The sequence below is a fragment of the Streptomyces sp. NBC_01808 genome (assembly GCF_035917395.1).
Taxonomy (GTDB): domain Bacteria; phylum Actinomycetota; class Actinomycetes; order Streptomycetales; family Streptomycetaceae; genus Streptomyces.
Genome location: NZ_CP109072.1, coordinates 188,302 through 204,996, shown reverse-complemented (window position 1 = coordinate 204,996; position 16,695 = coordinate 188,302). Strand labels below are relative to the sequence as shown.

At 70.5% G+C, this 16,695-nt stretch carries 13 protein-coding genes and 1 pseudogene; 7 read left to right on the top strand and 7 right to left on the bottom strand.

Annotated features, from left to right (window positions below; genetic code table 11):
• Positions 1-28: 28 nt before the first annotated feature.
• Entirely contained in the window at positions 29-1,045 is a 1,017-nt protein-coding gene (locus OG946_RS00840; protein WP_326794222.1) for a carbohydrate ABC transporter permease, read from the bottom strand.
• Between the two features lie 14 nt (positions 1,046-1,059).
• Positions 1,060-2,352: a sugar ABC transporter substrate-binding protein gene (locus OG946_RS00835; RefSeq protein WP_326794221.1), complete on the bottom strand. Its 1,293-nt coding sequence runs from the start codon at positions 2,350-2,352 to the stop codon at positions 1,060-1,062.
• Positions 2,353-2,587: 235 nt separating this feature from the next.
• Here OG946_RS00835 and OG946_RS00830 point away from each other — a divergent pair, with 235 nt between their 5' ends.
• The 5 genes from OG946_RS00830 (at position 2,588) to OG946_RS00810 (ending at position 8,103) form a co-directional block, all read left to right on the top strand.
• A complete protein-coding gene (locus tag OG946_RS00830; protein ID WP_326794220.1) occupies positions 2,588-3,679 on the top strand; it encodes a LacI family DNA-binding transcriptional regulator in 1,092 nt (363 codons plus the stop codon).
• Positions 3,680-4,186: 507 nt separating this feature from the next.
• A complete protein-coding gene (locus OG946_RS00825) occupies positions 4,187-6,376 on the top strand; it encodes a polysaccharide lyase family 8 super-sandwich domain-containing protein (protein WP_326794219.1) in 2,190 nt (729 codons plus the stop codon).
• A gap of 10 nt (positions 6,377-6,386) precedes the next feature.
• Positions 6,387-7,055 carry a hypothetical protein gene (locus tag OG946_RS00820; RefSeq protein WP_326794218.1) on the top strand — a complete coding sequence of 223 codons (669 nt, stop codon included), beginning with the start codon at positions 6,387-6,389 and terminating at the stop codon, positions 7,053-7,055.
• A gap of 213 nt (positions 7,056-7,268) precedes the next feature.
• Positions 7,269-7,457 carry a hypothetical protein gene (locus OG946_RS00815; RefSeq protein WP_326800104.1) on the top strand — a complete coding sequence of 63 codons (189 nt, stop codon included), beginning with the start codon at positions 7,269-7,271 and terminating at the stop codon, positions 7,455-7,457.
• A gap of 88 nt (positions 7,458-7,545) precedes the next feature.
• The gene (locus tag OG946_RS00810) at positions 7,546-8,103 is read left to right on the top strand and encodes a DapH/DapD/GlmU-related protein (protein WP_326794217.1); all 558 of its coding nucleotides are present in this window, start codon (positions 7,546-7,548) and stop codon (positions 8,101-8,103) included.
• A gap of 76 nt (positions 8,104-8,179) precedes the next feature.
• On the opposite strand, the pseudogene OG946_RS00805 reads toward OG946_RS00810, so the two are convergent.
• Positions 8,180-9,276: pseudogene (locus OG946_RS00805) on the bottom strand (M23 family peptidase).
• 251 nt (positions 9,277-9,527) lie between these two features.
• Here OG946_RS00805 and OG946_RS00800 point away from each other — a divergent pair.
• Positions 9,528-9,695 (top strand): hypothetical protein, encoded by a 168-nt coding sequence (locus OG946_RS00800; protein WP_326794216.1) that lies wholly within the window; start codon positions 9,528-9,530, stop codon positions 9,693-9,695.
• Positions 9,696-9,981: 286 nt separating this feature from the next.
• On the opposite strand, the gene OG946_RS00795 is transcribed toward OG946_RS00800, so the two are convergent.
• The 4 genes from OG946_RS00795 to kdgD are packed head-to-tail and all read right to left on the bottom strand — an operon-like array spanning position 9,982 to position 14,881.
• Positions 9,982-10,956, bottom strand: coding sequence for a 2-hydroxyacid dehydrogenase (locus OG946_RS00795; protein WP_326794215.1), 975 nt, complete (start codon positions 10,954-10,956; stop codon positions 9,982-9,984).
• Positions 10,953-12,365, bottom strand: coding sequence for an enolase C-terminal domain-like protein (locus OG946_RS00790; RefSeq protein ID WP_326794214.1), 1,413 nt, complete (start codon positions 12,363-12,365; stop codon positions 10,953-10,955). Before OG946_RS00790 ends, OG946_RS00795 begins: the two co-directional genes overlap by 4 nt.
• Positions 12,343-13,965 carry an aldehyde dehydrogenase (NADP(+)) gene (locus OG946_RS00785; RefSeq protein ID WP_326794213.1) on the bottom strand — a complete coding sequence of 541 codons (1,623 nt, stop codon included), beginning with the start codon at positions 13,963-13,965 and terminating at the stop codon, positions 12,343-12,345. The genes OG946_RS00790 and OG946_RS00785 overlap by 23 nt, the downstream gene beginning before the upstream one ends.
• 1 nt (position 13,966) lies before the next feature.
• Positions 13,967-14,881, bottom strand: a complete 915-nt coding sequence (gene kdgD / locus OG946_RS00780) for a 5-dehydro-4-deoxyglucarate dehydratase (RefSeq protein ID WP_326794212.1) — start codon at positions 14,879-14,881, stop codon at positions 13,967-13,969.
• 209 nt (positions 14,882-15,090) lie between these two features.
• Here kdgD and OG946_RS00775 point away from each other — a divergent pair, with 209 nt between their 5' ends.
• Positions 15,091-16,662 (top strand): ABC transporter substrate-binding protein, encoded by a 1,572-nt coding sequence (locus OG946_RS00775; RefSeq protein WP_326794211.1) that lies wholly within the window; start codon positions 15,091-15,093, stop codon positions 16,660-16,662.
• Positions 16,663-16,695: the final 33 nt, after the last annotated feature.

Here is a 16,695-nt window from a genome sequence, read left to right as displayed (position 1 = left end):
CGCGGCTTCAGCCATGGGTGGAGTCACGTCAGTTCCTCTCCATGACGCGCCGGGAAATGGTGGCGAGGATGAGCACCGCGGTGACGAGGATCAGCCCGATCGCGGCGGCCGCGTCCGGTTCGCCCTGTTCCAGGCCGCGCTGGTAGATCAGCAGGGCGGGGGTCAGCGAGGCGCCGTTCGGGCCGCCGCCGGTGAGCAGGAACGGCTCGGTGAAGATCTGCCCGGAGGTGATCAGGGACAGGAGGACGACCAGGGACGTCACAGGACGGACGGCCGGCAGCGTGACCGCGCGGAAGGCCTGCCAGCGCCCCGCGCCGTCGGTGAGCGCCGCCTCGTGCAGTTCGCGCGGCACGTTCTGCAGCGCGGCCAGATACAGCAGGACGTAGAACCCGAGCTGTTTCCACGTCACGTACAGAGCGATGAGCGGCATCACCAGGTGCTTGTTCGCGAGCCACGACGGATCCGGGGCCCAGGCGCCGAGCGCGTGGTTGACCGCGCCGGAGCCGTTGAAGAGGAACAGCCACACGGCGAGGGTGGCCACCGACGCGGTGACGTACGGCACGTAGTAGGAGACGCGGAAGAACACCCGCCAGCGAGTGGCCGCGTTCAGCGCCGCCGCCAGCGACAGGGCCAGCACGACGGTCAGCGGAATGTTGATCGCCATGAAGATGCCCAGGTTGCGGAAGGCGCGCCGGGTGTCCCCGTCTCCCAGCACCGCGGTGAAGTTGTCGAACCCGACGAACGGGTGCGGGACCGACACTCCCGGGGCGGTGAAGAAGTAGTCGTGGAAGGCCATCCAGACGCCGAAGCCGAACGGGATCGCGAAGACGACCAGGACGAAGACCGTGTACGGAGCTGTGAGCGCGAGCCCGAACGGGTGCCGGCCCAGCCAGCGCTCAACGCGGTGTGCCCGCCTTGGCCGTGGCTGCCGGCCGGACCTGGCGCTCGCGCGCCGAACGGGGGGCGAGGAGCCCTGGAGCTTCGGTCCGGAGGGCGAGCCGCCGGCGGCTCGCGCCTCCTGCCGGTGGAGATGCGGTGCGGTCATGGTGGTGCGCCTCGTCAGCCTTTGGCCTGGTCGTCGATGGTCTGGGCGGCCTCGCCGAAGGCGTCCTTCACGTCGCCCTTGCCGGACAGCACGGTGTCGTCCCACGACTTGCGGAAGGTGGTCCACACCTCGCTGGAGCCGGGGATGTTCGGCACGTCGACGGCGCGCGGGACGGCGTCGGCGAAGGGCTCGTAGAACGGGTTCTTCTTCAGGAAGTCGGCGGCGACGGTCGTCACGTCGGTGCGGGTGGGGAACTGGCCGGTCTCCTCCAGCAGGGCCGCGTCGTTCTCCTTGCTCATGGAGAACTTGGCGAAGTCCCAGGCGGTCTGCTGGTTCGGGCAGGAGGTGAACATCCCGACGTTCTTCGAATCGGCGAACGTCGACGTCTCCTCCGCGCCGGCGGCGGTGGGCAGGGGCACCACGCCGTACTTCACCTTGCCGTCGAACTGCCCCTTTCCCCACGGCCCGGCGATGCCCATGGCGGCCACCCCGTCGGCGAACGGGCCCGCCCACATGTCGCCGCTGTACGCCTCCGGGGAGGAGTAGCCCTCGGCATACATCTGCTGCCAGAAGCCGAGGGTCTGCAGGCCGGCCTCGCCGGTGAAGGTGGCCTTGTCGTCCTCGACCAGCTGGGTGCCGCCGGAGTTCGCCAGATACAGCGGGTAGAAGTCGAAGAGCGAGTTGGTGTAGTCGCTGGTCGCCGGCGGATACAGCGCGAAGTCCGCCGCCTTGGCGCTCTTGATCGCCTCGGCCGCCGCCAGTACGTCGTCGTAGGTGCGCAGCTTGGGATGCTCGGCGTCCAGCCCGGCCTTGGCGAAGGCTTCCTTGTTGTAATAGAGCATGAACGGGTTGGTCTTCCAGGGCATTTGATACAGCGAGCCGTCCGGGGACCGGAAGCCGTCCACCGCCTCGCCCGAGCGCTGCTCGATGAACGACTCGGCGTCCTTGAAGGTCTTCGAGAGGTTCACCAGCCCGCCCTGTTTCTCGAACGCGGAGACCGCGGCGGGTGCGGTGTTGTAGACCAGGCAGGGCGTGTTGCCGGCGGTGATCGCCGCGCCTATGACGTCCTCGGTGGACTTGCCCGCGGGCACCGCCCGGGCGGTAACCTTCTCCTTGGGGTGCTCGGCGTTCCAGGCGTCGACGGCCGCCTCGGCCCACGCCTGCTCCTGCTCGTTGGTCGAGTACCAGATGTCGATCGGCCCCGCTGTCGGCTTGCCGCCGCCGGAGTCGTCCGATCCGCAGGCGGACAGTGGCAGGACCACCGCCGTGGCCGTCACCAGCACCGCAATGCGCGTATGACGCTTCATAGGGCCTGACCCCTTCATGGTGTGAGGGTGGAGAGATGCCGGACGTAACGGCGGCTGCCCGTCCCACGCCGTCGTCGACCGGTCCCGGCCAGATGATCGAGCCGGGGTGACGGGCGCCATTCAAACCGGTTTAAAATCTGAGCGTCAAGGGACCGCACGAAACGTTCCGGTAATCGGCCGGGCCTCCGCACCCCGGAGCTCACCGGCGCCGGACTGCGGCAAGGAGGGGAACAGCATGACCCACCAGCACCCTGAGCTGGGCACGGCGCAGACCGGCGCGGAGCCCGCGGCGCCGCCGCCCCCGCGCCGGCGCAGCCGACCCACCATCGGGGACGTCGCGGCGCTGGCCCGGGTGTCCAAGGCGACCGTGTCCTTCGTCGTCAACGGGCGGGCCGGCGTCAGCCCTCACGCGCGGCAACGGGTCCTGGAAGCGGCCGCCGAGCTGGGCTGGCAGCCCAGCGCCGGTGCCCGGGCACTGTCCACCCGGCGCGCCCAGGCCCTCGGCCTGGTGATCCGCCGGCCCCCCGAACTACTCAGCACCGACCCGTTCTTCCCGCAGTTCGTCGCGGGCGTCGAAAGCGGTCTGTCCCCCCTCGACTACGCCCTGGTCCTCCAGGTCGTCGAGACCGAGGAGGCCGAGCACAACGCGTACGAGCGCTTGAGTCACGACGGCCGGGCCGACGGCGTGTTCCTCACCGATCTGCAACTCGGCGACCGGCGCCCGGCGCTCACCGACCGGCTGGGCCTGGCCGCGTTGATCATCGGCCCGGATCGGCCGGACAGCCCGGTGCCGGCGATCGGGGTGGACGACGCCGAAGGGGTGCGCCGCGCCGTCGAGCACCTGCATGCGCTCGGCCACCGCCGTATCGGGCACGTCAGCGGCGCCGAGGGCTACGTGCACGCCGAGGCCCGCCGGCGCGCCTGGATGACCGCCCTGGCCGACGCCGGACTGCCCGAAGGGCCGCTCGAAGCCGGGGACTTCACCGGCGCCGGCGGCGCCCGCGCCACCCACGACCTGCTCGACCTGCCCGAGCCGCCGACCGCCATCCTCTACGCCAACGACTTGATGGCCATCGCCGGGATCGCCGCCGCGACCAGTCGCGGACTGAGTGTCCCGGAGGATCTGTCGGTGGTGGGATTCGATGACATCCCTCTGGCCGAATACATCGCCCCGCCGCTGAGCACCGTCCGCCAGGACGTGATCGCATGGGGCCGTGCCGCGGCGCAGCAACTGGTCTCGCTCACCCAGGGACATCCCTTCCAGGCGCCTGCCCTGCCGCCGGTGGAGTTCGTGGCCCGCGCCAGCACGGCGCCGCCGGCGCGCTGAATCGGCGGACTCACCGACCTCGCCTCGGGGGCGGGCCGCGGCGGCGCAGCGCTGCGACTGCGGTTGCAGGCCGGGACGTCACGAACGCCGACTCAGGTCTCCTGCGTGCTGGGGCGGTTCGTCCAGTGCGGCTGCTGGTCCGCGGAGCGCCGGCCGGTCGCGTAGGTGCGCTCGCCGGGCTCAGCGGGTGGGCTCAAGGCCCGCTTGCAGCGGGTGGGTTCCCGGGCGAGCAGGAGACCGGCCGCAGGAAGTCGGCGCGTCAACGCGGGCCTTGGCGACATCGCAGACCCCCGCAACATCGCCTCCACCCCAACTCTCATCGTGCCGCGACTGTTGACGTCCGCGGGGCGGAGCCGGTAACTGTTTACGGGTCGCTTCAAACCGGTTTAGAAACGTGGGCGAACATACCCCAGCCGTGACCGAATCAGCACCCGGAAGCGCTCGTCAGCGGACGGGCGCACACCTCCCGGCAGCGTTGTCACCACCGGGTGCGCGTAAGGAGTCCGCATGCCTGAAAATGGAGCCGCACCCCTTCTCGACCGACGCCGAGTCCTGCTCGGCGGACTCGGACTTGCCGCGGGCGTGGCCGGTCTGACGCTGTCAGCTCCGGCTCTCGCGCGCGCCGCCGAAGCCGGCGAAAACCGCGCAGCGGCGGACGACATTCAGCTCATCATCGAACGCATCCAACAGCGCTTCCTCGCCCAGGGCGACCAGATCAAGCTCGCCAACTTCATCTTCCTCGCCCGTACGTCGGAGGCCCTGACGTATGTCGAGTCGCTGCGCGCCGACGGCTCGTGGCCGAATGTGGACTACGCCGACACCACGAGTTCCGCGAACGGCCGGGTCTGGTCACCGTATCACGCGCTCTACCGCATGATGGCGATGGCGCACGCCTACCGCGACCCGGACGCCCCGGGCTACGGGAAGCCGGAGATTATCGAGGCCCTGAACCGTGCACTTCTGTACTGGGACGGCGTCAAACCCACCAGCACGAATTGGTGGGAGGTCGAGATCGGCAAGTCCATGGCCATGGGCCGCGTGTCGATCTTCGTCGGCGATGAACTCAGCGCCGAGGCACGCGAGGTGACGTACGCGCACAACACCGGCCGGCTCGACCCGGTCGGGGCGAACGGCTCCTGGAGGACGGAGAACTACCTCTACGAGGCTGTCGCCAAGCGCTCGACCGCCGACATCGAGCAGGGCTACGACACCATGGCGCAGACGATCGCGGTCGACGGCAGCGGCGGCATCAAGGAGGCCGTACAGGTCGACTCGAGCTTCTGGGCGCACGGAGCGCAGCTCTACAGCGAGGGCTACGGCATGGCGCTGTTCACCATCGTCGCGGCGTGGGCCGACGTCTCGCGCGGCACCAGCTTCGCCCTCTCCGACAAAGAAGTCGACGCCATCGCCTTCTACATCCTCGACGGGACGCGCTGGCTGATCCGCGGGGAGATCGGGATGATGTACCTCGGGTACCGCCCCGCCAACACCATCGACGGCGTCACGAGTTATGCGGCGGACTTCCTGGAGCCGCTCGACCGGATGGTGCGGGCCGACGAGGGCAACTCGGCGGCATACAAGAAGCTCGCTGACAACATCCGGGGGAAGACCCGCGAAAACGGCGTCACCGGGCACAAGTACTTCTGGCGCTCGGAGTTCTCCTCGCATCTGCGCGCGGGGTACGGAATCTTCACCAGGATCAACTCCCCGCGCATGGTCGGCAGCGAGTACCGCTCCACCTTCCGGCCGGAGGTCGGCAACGAGATCGACTGGAACGCGCAGGGCGCCACCTCGATCCAGGTCACGAACCGGGAATACGACGACCTCGTACCCGCCTTCGACTGGTTCCACTACCCGGGTGTCACCGCGCCGTACGCCAAGGTGATGTCGACGTCCGGAAAGCGCAACGCCGGCAGCTTCACCGGCGGTGTCTCCGACGGGCGCTACGGAGCCGACGTCTTCACGCTCGACCGGTCCTCGACCACCGGACGCAAGAGCTACTTCTACTTCGACGACGAGATGGTCGCTCTCGGCGCGGGAATCAGCTCCACTTCCGAACACGCCGTCCACACGACCGTCAACCAGGGCGCTGCCCGTGCCAATGCCACCGTCGGCGGCAAGGCCGTGCGCCCGGGGACCGATTCCGCGGCCACCGGCGCCTCATGGGCGTACAACGACGAGATCGGTTACGTATTCCCCGAGGGGGGACCACTCAAGGTCTCGAACAAGGAGCAGAGTGGGAGCTGGATCGACCGCGATCCGGTGACGCGGAATGCCTTCACGCTCTATTTCGATCACGGCCAAGCCCCGGAGGGAGCGGAGTACGCCTACATCGTCCTGCCCGGCGCATCACCGGCGAAGGTGCGGTCGTACGCGGCCGGGCCGGCGGTCAGAATCCTGCGCAACGACGAGCAGGTTCAGGCGGTCCGCCACCCGTGGCTGGGTCTGACGATCGCCACCTTCCATGCCGCGGGCTCCCTCGACCTGGGTTCGCGCCGTACGCTGCGGGTCGATCAGCCCGCCATCGTCCTGCTCAAGGAATCCGGCAGTTCGGCCGTGGTGAGCGTCGCCAACCCCGACCAGCCCGGCCTGACCGTCTCGGTCACCCTCGCCGCCCCCGGCCGCACCCGCGGGGCCGGCTTCGAGCTGGGCTCCGGCGCGAACCTCGGCAAGACGGTGACACAGCCTCTCCGTTGACCCTGCCGGAGTGCTGCCGCTCGGCCTGCCGCACCGTCAGGCCGAGCTGCGGTCGTTGCCGTACCGACCTCAATTACGCCGTGGCCGTGGAAGGTTTGGCGTCGCCGGAACTGCCGCACCGTTGCTCAGTGGCCTCAACGCCGCGGCGGACCTTGCCCGGGCTCTCGGCCACGACGATCGCGCGGCGACATGGGCAGAGGCCGCGGGCAGGCTGTCGGACGCCATCGCCAAGCGCTTCGCCCCCCTCGGCTACCAGCGCACCGTGGACGGCTTGCACGGCCGCGACAGCGCGGCCGCCTTCATGGCACCGCCCTTCAACACCGCGCCCTCCGACCTGCCGGATGCGCTCGACTCCACCTATGACGCTCTGCTGCGCCCGAACGGTGGTGTCGTCCCCGGCGACGACCCGGGCCACAACTGGGGGACGTCGACCTGGACACCCAGTACGTCGTTCTTCGGACTGGCATGGGCGGGTCTCGGCGAGCAGGAAAAGGCCGGCCGCGTGCTCGACTGGGTGCTCTCCAAGCGCAACGTCCTCGGCGAGTTGCCCGAGAAGGTCGACAACGACGGCAACCCGGCCTCGGTCGTTCCGCTCGGCTGGACGGATTCCCTGTTCGTCCTGACCCTGCTCCAGCTCGACCGCGACGAGGCCCTCCCCGTGCCACCCCAGGCACGCTAGCGCCCGCCCTACGCCGGACCTGCCCCTGCCCCTGCCTCGGCTCGGGCAGGGGCAGGCTCGGTGATGCGGCTGGAAGGTACGCCAGCACCCGCCTGACGCGCACCCCGGCAGAGCAATTGCTTCCGAGGCAGAGCGGTCAGCCGTCTCGGTGACCGCCTCCACCTGAGATGATCGGCAGGACCGAAGGACTGAACGCAGAGGTAGAGGGCCTTGATCATCGCAATACTGCTTGTCGTCCTGGCGCTCGTGCTCGGGGGGTGCGTATGTGTGGTGTGGGCGGCACGTGGGGGAGGGCCCCGATGGGTCCGTGCCGTGGCAACCTTGACCCTCGCCGCGGGGAACGTGGTGCGCAGCTCCGCGGGCGGCCGGCGTCGCGGTGGCAACGGCAGCGGCGACGACTAATTGATGGATTCCAGGTCAGTGGCCCTGGGCGGTCCGTTGTCGCCTGATGAGGTTTGTCCAGCCACTGGTACGCAGAAAGGATCGTGGCGTGTCGAGCGACCGTCTTATGCGCATCCACAGTGCCGAGTTCCAGGCCATGGCTGAGAGGGTCCTGCGGGTCACCGAGCTCACTTCCCGCCTGAACGTCCTGCCTTTCGAAGACGAAGCGGGCAAGGCGGAACTGTTTGAACGGATCCTCGGAAAGCCTCTGCCGCCGAGAGTCACCATATATCCGCCCTTCTACACGGACCACGGCCTGAACCTCGACCTCGCCGAACGCGTCTTCATCAACCAGAACTGCACGTTCCTGGACTATGCCGGCATCCGCCTCGGCGGGCGCGTGATGATCGGACCGAAGGTCACGTTCATCACCAGCGGCCACCCGGTCGATCCTGAGGAGCGGCGGTTGTACCTCACCGGCGCACCCATCAACGTGGCAGAGAATGTGTGGATCGGTGCCGGTGCCACCATCCTCCCCGGTGTCACCATCGGCCGTGACGCCGTGGTCGCAGCCGGCGCGGTCGTGGCCGATGACGTTCCGCCGGCAAGCCTGGTGACCGGGAGCAAGGCAACTGTGCGCCGAAAGTGGATCGCGAACGATGAATGACGCTACGCCAGGGTCCGCGCCCCTTGGAGCCCCACCGCATGGTGGGGGGCTCCAGGGGTGAGTTGCTGACCGGCCGTCAGCTGGTGCGGTTGTAGATCGCCGTGCCGGGGCAGCCGGAGTAGCCGAGGCGGGTGCCGCACCCGGTGTACTGGCTGGAGCCGTTCCACCAGGTCCAGCCGCCGATGGTGCGGCCGTTCAACAGGTGTACTGGCCGACGAGGTTCGCGTCGTACGTGCGCAGGCTCCAGTGCACGTGGGCGCCGGTCGCCGAACCGCCGGCGCAGACGTCGGTGCCAATGGTGCCGAGCAGAGCGCTGCTGCCGATCGATGTCCCGTTGTAGTAGGTCGTGTTCCACATGTGGTAGTAGTCCGTCGAGAAGCCGCCAGGGTGGATCACCCTGGTCCAGCCACCGCCTGCACCGCACATCGAGGTCGCGGTGCCTTCCCGGGACGATCGGACCCGCCCGCTGGCGTTGCCGCCGGCGAAGTCGAGGCTGCTCCAGTAGCCGGTCCCGCCGGTGTGGGAGTGGGGACCGCCGGTCACGGTCATGTAGTAGTCGGGCATCCACGGCAGGAGCAGCCCGCCGGTGTTGGCCGCGGCTCTCGTCGGTGACGCCTTCTTGTCCGGGGTCGCCTTGCGCTGGGCGTAGTCCGTCATGGCTTTCCGCTCCGTCTTGCCGACCAGCGGTGACGTTGCCACGTGGTCGGCGAATTCGCGGTCGCCTTCGAGGCCGGAGACCCAGCGGCCGTTCTCGCGGTGGGCGAGGTAGAGCCAGCCCTCGGGCTGGCCGTGGGCCTTGCGCGAGGCTTCGACGTACGCCACACCGCGGGCCCATCCGGGCGAGACGGTGCGGACGTCGACGACCACCTTGCGGCCCTCGGCGGCGAGTTTGCTGACAGCCTTCGCCGGGGCGAGGCCCTTGGCGTCGTGGGACCGGGAGAGGACGTCGGCGGAGACGGCGTCGATCAGTGCTTTGCGACCGCCGCCAAGGCGGTCGGCAACCTTGTCCGGCATCTTCACGGTGACACCGGCGGACGGCGACGTGGCGGACGCCGGTGCCGCGGCGGGCTTTACCGTGTCCGGGGAGGTGGCCACCGCCGAGGGCGCGGTGGCGACCAGCCCGGTGATGGCGAGAGCGGCGAGGGTGGTTCTCACGGACAGCCTGGAGAGCATGGGTGGTACCCCATTTCCGTACGCGAGGCCCTGTCGGGTGAACAGGTCAGCGGATTTTGACACAGTGCGGTCACGCTCTGCGAGGCGTTGAAGTCGGGGAATTTGCAGATTGGGCGACCAATGTCTCTCTTGCGTCTCAACTGCGGTTATCTTGCGTGAGTTTTTACCTCCGGCTGCTGTGAAGCGCAGAAGTCTTCGACAGCCGGGCCGGGGGAGTCAGTGCTGCCCCATGGTCTTCCGCCATGGAGAGTATGGGGAAGAAGAAGCCTCGGCCTCGCCGTTCATTCACGCCCGAGTTCAAGGCCGAGATCGTCAAGCTCTGCCGCCGCATCGCCCGGCTGATGCGCAACGCCGGGCTGCAAGGTCGGCATCGCAGGCGACGGCAATGGACGACGATCCCCGATCCGGGGGCCGCCTGATGGCCCGATCTCATCGTCCGGGACTTCGCTCCCGACCCGGACGGCCAGCAAGTCGCCGCCCTGGCAACGGAGGTCGGTGCCCGCCTCTCGGTCTGACCACCACACCGCTGGCGTCCGTCAAAGCGGAACAACCCCAAGTTTCGGCTGCGGCGTCACGGAGGACATGGTGCTAAACGCCGCGCACTTCACGCCCCCCGTCCCGCACGCGATGTAGCCCGCCCTCGTCGACCAGGGCCTCTTGCCCTCCTGCCCGCCGCTCGGTCGGCCTCCTCCCAGGGCCCGCCGCTCAGGCCGTCTCAGGGACGGGCGTCACGAGTGTGCCGTGGTTGAGGAAGCCGGCGAGGTTGTCCAGGGTCAGGCGTTCCATCTCCGTGCGGGTCTGGACGGTGGCGCTGCCGACGTGGGGCAGCAGCACCACGTTGTCCAGGGCGAAGAGGGTCTCGGGGACGTGCGGTTCGGCGGCGTAGACGTCGAGGCCGGCGCCGCCGAGGGCGCCCGTGGTGAGCATCTCGACCAGGGCGTGCTCGTCGACGACGCTGCCGCGGGAGACGTTGATCAGGTAGCCGTCGGGGCCGAGTGCGCGCAGCACGGCGCGGCTGACGAGCCCTCGGGTGCCGGCGCCGCCGGACGTGGCGACGATCAGTACGTCCGACGCGGCGGCCAGCGCGTCGGGGGAGTCGGCGTACGCGTAGGCGGTGCCGGGTGCTCTCTTCCGGCTGTGGTAGCTGACGGTGCAGCCGAGCGCGGCGAACCGGGTGGCGATGGCGCGGCCGATGCGGCCGAGGCCCAGGATGCCCACCCGGGCGCCGCTGACCTTGCGCATCAGCGGGAAGCCGCCGTCGTGCGGCCACCGCCCCGCGCGTACGAAGCGGTCGGCCGCGGAGAGCCCGCGGAGCAGGTCGAGGGTGAGCCCGAGGGCTGTGTCGGCCACGCAGTCGGTGAGCACGTCGGGGGTGTTGCTCACCAGTACGCCGCGCCGGCGGGCGAGTGCGGTGTCCGTGGTGTCGTAGCCGACCCCGAAGTTGATGACGGCGCCGAGGCGGGGCAGCGCGGTCATCAGGTCGGTGCCGACGCCGAAGCGGCCCGAGGTCACGGCGGCGACGATGTCCCCGCCGTGCGCGGCGAGGAATGCCGCGCGCTCGGGGTCCTCGTTCGGCAGTTGCAGGGCGCCGTACGAGGTGCGCAGGGTCGCGGCGAGCGAGGGTGCCAGCGGGCCGGCCTGCAGGACGCGGCCGGCCGCGGCCGTTGTGGGACGGGTCATGCGTCGGTTCCTTTCCCTGCCGCGCCGGGGACCGTGGCTGCGGCCGGCTCCCGGTCGAGCGCCGGGCGCTTGGGGTCGAAGCGCCAGCCGGGCACGAGGTATTGCATGGCGGCGGTGTCGTCGCGAGCGCCGAGGCCCTCGCGGAGATACAGCTCGTGCGCGGCCTCCAGCCGGTCGTGGTCGACGGTGACGCCGAGGCCCGGGGCGGTCGGGACGTCGATCCCCCCGCTCTCGATGACCGGCGGGTCGACGGTCAGCCGCTGGCCGTCCTGCCAGATCCAGTGCGTGTCGATTGCCGTGATGTCTCCGGGGGCGGCAGCGGCGGCATGGGTGAACATCGCCAGGGAGACGTCGAAGTGGCTGTTGGAGTGCGAGCCCCAGGTGAGCCCCCACGCCTCGCACACCTGGGCGACGCGGACCGACCCCGCCAGGGTCCAGAAGTGTGGGTCGGCCAGAGGTATGTCGACGGCACCGGCGCGTACCGCGTGCCCGAGCTGCCGCCAGTCGGTGGCGACCATGTTGGTGGCGGTGGTCAGACCGGTCGCCCGCTTGAACTCCGCCATCACCTCCCGGCCGGAGTAGCCGTCCTCGGCGCCGCAAGGGTCCTCGGCGTAGGCGATGACGTCGCGCAGGGCGCGGCCGTGGCGGACGGCGTCGGCGAGCGGCCAGCAGCCGTTGGGGTCGAGGGTGATCCGGGAGTCCGGGAACCGCGCGGCGATCGCGTGGACGGTCTCGACCTCCTGTGCGCCGGGCAGCACGCCGCCTTTGAGCTTGAAGTCGGTGAAGCCGTAGCGCTCCTGGGCCGCTTCGGCGAGGGCGACGAGGGCCTCGGGCGTCAGAGCCTCCTCGTGCCGCCGCCGGCCCCAGGAGTCCAGGGCGTCCGGCTCGGCGCGGTAGGGCAGGTCGGTGCGGTGGCGATCGCCGATGAAGAAGAGGTAGCCGAGGACCGGTACGCGGGTGCGCTGAGGCCCGTCGCCGAGGAGCTCAGCGACGGGTACGCCGAGGAACTGGCCGTGCAGGTCCAGCAGGGCCGCTTCCAGGGCGGCCTGCACGTGCACGGTGGTGCGCAGATCGTAGGTCTGCGCGCCGCGGCCCCCGCGGTCGCGGTCCCGGAACTCCGCGCCGACCGCGCGCACGACGGACCGGTGCCGCGCGGGAGACCGGCCGGTGACCAACGGGGCAGCGTCCTGAAGGGTGCGGCGGATCGCCTCGCCGCCCGGCACCTCACCGACACCGACCCGGCCGTCCGAGTCGGTCAGCAAGACGACATTGCGCGTGAAGTAGGGGCCGTGCGCGCCGCTGAGATTCAGCAGCATGCTGTCGTGGCCCGCCACCGGAACCACCCGCAGCGCCGTGACGACGGGGGTGCCGGGTGCGGCGGCGCCGTCAGTCCCGGGTGAGCTCGCCATTGATCTGCCTCCACAATCCGAGGGAGTTCGGCTCGTCCACCGGCGCGGGCAGCAGCTCGGCGGGGACGTTCTGGTACGCGACCGGCCGCAGGAACCGGTCGATCGCGAGGGTGCCGACCGAAGTGCTGCGGCCGTCGGAGGTGGCGGGGTACGGGCCGCCGTGCACCATCGCGTGGCCGACATCGACGCCGGTGGGCCAGCCGTTGAAAACGATCCGCCCCACCTTGTCCTCGAGCAGCTCCAGCAGCGGCGCGGCGAGTGCGCCGTCGTCGTCGGCGGCGTGCACGGTCGCGGTGAGCTGGCCTTCGAGGGCGCCGAGTACGGCGTCGAGCTGCCCGGCGTGCTCCAGGCGCACCAGCAGGGAGGCGGCGCCGAAGACCTCCTGCTGCATGGCCGGCTCGGCCGCAAAGGCGTCGCCGGTCGTGGTGAAGAGGCAGGCCCGCCCCGGCGTCGCGAGGGTGTCGAGGACGGGACCCGCCGCCAACTGCGTCACGTGGTCGAGGCCGCCGAGGCGGGCGACGCCCTCGGTGTACGAGGTATGGATGCCGGCTCCGAGCATCGGCAGGGTCTGGCCGGCGGCGATCGCGGTGGCGGCCGAATCGGCGAAGGCGTCGAGGTCGGCGCCGGCGACGCCGAAGACGAGGCCGGGGCAGGTGCACAGTTGGCCGGCCCCGGCGGTGAGGGACTCGGCGAACTGGCGGCCGAGTTCCACGGCACGGTCGCGCAGCGCGCCGGGGAGCAGCACGACGGGGTTGATGCTCGACATCTCCGCGTAGACGGGGATGGGCACGGGGCGGGCCGCGGCGGCGCGCATCAGCGCGGTGCCGCCGGTGCGGGAGCCGGTGAAGCCGACGGCACGGATGTGCGGGTCGGTGACCAGGGCGACGCCGACGTCGCTGCCGGAGCCGAAGACCATCGAGAACACGCCCTCGGGCAGGCCGTGCCGGGCCACCGTTCGCTGGATCGCGGTACCGACGAGTTCCGAGGTGCCGGGGTGGGCGCTGTGCGCCTTCACGACAACGGGGCAGCCGGCTGCGAGGGCGGAGGCGGTGTCGCCGCCGGCGACGGAGAAGGCGAGCGGGAAGTTGGATGCCCCGAAGACCGCCACCGGGCCGAGCGGGACCCGGCGCTGGCGGATGTCGGGGCGGGGCACCGGCGTGCGGTCGGGGAGCGCCGGGTCGATGCGGGCGCCGGCCCAGTGCCCCGCCCGGACCAGGTCGGCGAAGAGCCGGAGCTGGCCGGTGGTGCGGGCGAGTTCGCCCTGCACCCGGGCGCGCACGATGCCGGTCTCGCGGACGACCCGCTCGACCAGTTCGGCGGAGATCGCCTCGATCCCGGCGGCGACGTCTTCGAGGAAGGCGGCCCGGGCGTTCGGCGCGGTGGCCCGGAACGCGGGGAACGCGTCGGCGGCGAGGGCCGCGGCCCGGGCGGCCTCCGCCGCGCCGCCGAGGCCGAACGCGGGGGAGAGGCGCTCCCCGGTGCGGGGGTCGACGCCGTGCACGGCGCCGTGGGTGCCGTGCACGCGCTGGGCGCCGATCACCATGGCGCCGGTCAGCGCGCCGCTGCCGCCGGTGTCGCCTCCGGTGTCGTCGTGGGTCATGTCAGACCACCTTCTTCACGAGCTCGGCGAGTTCGGCGTGCTCGGCCTCGGTGAGATCGGTCAGCGGGGGACGCACCGGGCCCGCCGGGTGGCCGGAGGCGGTGAGCCCTGCCTTGACGATCGAGACGGCGTAGCCGGGGGCGCGGTCGCGGATCGCCAGGTACGGCAGGACGAACTCGCGCAGCCGGGCGTAGACCTGGTCCTTGTCGTGGGCGCGAACCGCGGCGTAGAAATCGACGGCCCACCGGGGAGCGAAGTTGAAGATCGCCGAGGAGTACGTGGTGGCGCCGAGTTCGAGGTAGGGCAGAGCGTAGGTCTCGGCAGTGGGGAGGCCGCCGATGAGGACGAGGCGGTCGCCGTGCCGGGCGTGCAGCGTGGCCATCAGGTCGATGTCGCAGACGCCGTCCTTGAACCCGACGAAGTTCGGGAACTCCGCCACCAGACGGGCGACGGTCCCGGCGGTGAAGCGGGCGTTGGCACGGTGGTAGACGACCACGCCGAGGGAGGTGGCCGCGCACACCCGCGCGACGTGGGCGTGGAGGCCCTCCTGTCCGACCTCGGTCAGGTACGGGGGCAGCAGCAGGATCCCGTCGGCACCGCTCTCCTCGGCCTGCCGGGCCATCGCGGTGGCCGTCGCCGTGCCGTAGCCGGCGGCGCCGACCACGGGCAGGCCCTCCGGGGCCTCGGCGACCGTGGCCCGCAGCACTGTCTCCACCTCGGTGTGGGTGAGCGAGAAGAACTCGCCGGTACCGCCGGGGGCGAAGAGGCCCGCCACGTCGTAGCCGGTGAGCCGCTGCAGATGGGTGCGGTAGGCCGGCTCGTCGAAGGCGTAGTCCGCGGTGGTGTGGGTGACCGGGAAGGACAGCAGACCGGAGCCCAGGACGCGGCGTAGGTCGTCAGGCGAGAAACGGGCCATGGGGGTTCTCCAGGATCGGATGGTGAGTGCAGCGGATCGTCAAGCTAACAGATGGGGCACATACATGAAAACGTTGTCTGCATATGCGTACGACAGGCAAGGTGTGCGCACTCCCTTGACGCCCCTCCGGGCGCCCCTCTACCGTGCGTTCACCAATCGAGACGGCATCTACATCTGTGGACGCGGATGTGGATGCGGCGGAGGAATCCATGTCCCCTGTTACCGACCCCCGCCCGGCCCGTGCCGGTGGGCGCCGGCGGCGTGCGGCCGTATCCCTGGTGCTGTCCACGGCGCTGGCGGCCGGCGCCTGCACCGTGGCCAACAGCGACTCGGTGACGGCGGAAGGCGGCGCGCTGCGCGTCGTGCTGCCGGAGGAGCCGCCCACGCTGGAGCCGTGCGAGGCTTCCCTGACCTCGACCGGGGTGGTGGTGCGGTCCAACATCACCGAGCCGCTGACCGAGCGCAACCCCAGCACCGGCGAGTTGGAGCCGAAACTGGCGACGTCCTGGAAACGCACCTCCAGCACGGAGTGGACGTACCGGATCCGCAAGGGGGTGAAGTTCAGCGACGGCTCGCGCTTCGACGCCGAGGACGCCGCCTACTCCATCGACCGGGCCGTCAACTCCGAACTCGGCTGCAACGTGGAGGGGTACGTCTTCGGAGACGCGGACCTGAAGGTGGCGGCGCCGGACGCGCAGACGCTCACGGTGGCCACCCAGGAGACTGATCCCATCCTCCCGCTGCGGCTCTCCTTCATCGAGATGGTGCCCACGTCCACCGACTCCGAGAAGAAGGTCCGCGAGCCGATCGGCACCGGCCCCTACCGGATCGCCAACTGGGAGCCGGGGCTGCGGCTCGCCCTGACCACCAACAAGCAGTACTGGGGCCGGGCTCCCGCCTACGGCAACGTGGACTACCAGTGGCGCACCGAGGGCAGCGTCCGTGCCGCCATGATCGCCAACGACGAGGTCGACGTGGCCACCGCGCTCAGCCCCGAGGACGGCGCCGGCGACGCCGCTGAGCAGTACCCCAACAACGAGACCACCGCCCTGCGCATGCAGGTCACCGAGCCACCGCTGGACGACAAGCGCGTGCGTCAGGCGATCAACTACGCGATCGACCGCAAGGGCATCGTCGGCTCGCTGTTCCAGGGGAAGGCGAAGCCCGCCGCCCAACTCGTGCCCCGGGGAGTCGTCGGATACAACGAGAGCCTGCGGCCCTGGCCGACCGACCTCGCGGAAGCCAGGAAGCTGCTGGCCGAGGCGAAGGCCGACGGGGTCGACGTGGACGAGCCGATCCGGTTGATCAGCCGGACCGCGCTGTTCCCGAAGGTCGACGAGACCGTGCAGGTCATCCAGAACCAGTTGGACGACCTCGGCCTCGACGTCGAGATCGAGATGAAGGACACCGCGGGCAGCACCCAGTTCCAGGAACGCCCCTTCCCCGAGGACGCGGGCCCCTACCTGATTCTGATCCAGCACGGCAACCAGGCGGGCGACGCCGCCTTCAGCATGGACCAGTACCTGCTCAGCAAGGGCTACCAGAGCTCCGGAGGCACCGCCGCGTTCGACCGGAAGATCGGGGCCGCCGAGGCGAAGACCGGGGCCGAGCGCCAGGACGCGCTCGCCGAGGTCTTCAGCGACGAGCCGGACGAGATCTCCCAGTACGCCTACGTCGCCCACATGTACGGCGTCATCGCTCTCGCTCCGGATGTGCGCTACCGACCGAACTCCGCAACCGGTGACGAGATGCGGCTCGCCGAGTTCACACCCGCCGACTGACCACGCCCTGCGGCCGGTGCCCGCCCGGCGCCG

Coding starts and splice junctions, on each gene's coding strand:
- OG946_RS00840 (WP_326794222.1), bottom strand. CDS start 1,045: ATGACCGCACCGCATCTCCACCGGCAGGAGGCGCGAGCCGCCGGCGGC.
- OG946_RS00835 (WP_326794221.1), bottom strand. CDS start 2,352: ATGAAGCGTCATACGCGCATTGCGGTGCTGGTGACGGCCACGGCGGTG.
- OG946_RS00830 (WP_326794220.1), top strand. CDS start 2,588: ATGACCCACCAGCACCCTGAGCTGGGCACGGCGCAGACCGGCGCGGAG.
- OG946_RS00825 (WP_326794219.1), top strand. CDS start 4,187: ATGCCTGAAAATGGAGCCGCACCCCTTCTCGACCGACGCCGAGTCCTG.
- OG946_RS00800 (WP_326794216.1), top strand. CDS start 9,528: ATGGGGAAGAAGAAGCCTCGGCCTCGCCGTTCATTCACGCCCGAGTTC.
- OG946_RS00795 (WP_326794215.1), bottom strand. CDS start 10,956: ATGACCCGTCCCACAACGGCCGCGGCCGGCCGCGTCCTGCAGGCCGGC.
- OG946_RS00790 (WP_326794214.1), bottom strand. CDS start 12,365: ATGGCGAGCTCACCCGGGACTGACGGCGCCGCCGCACCCGGCACCCCC.
- OG946_RS00785 (WP_326794213.1), bottom strand. CDS start 13,965: ATGACCCACGACGACACCGGAGGCGACACCGGCGGCAGCGGCGCGCTG.
- kdgD (WP_326794212.1), bottom strand. CDS start 14,881: ATGGCCCGTTTCTCGCCTGACGACCTACGCCGCGTCCTGGGCTCCGGT.
- OG946_RS00775 (WP_326794211.1), top strand. CDS start 15,091: ATGTCCCCTGTTACCGACCCCCGCCCGGCCCGTGCCGGTGGGCGCCGG.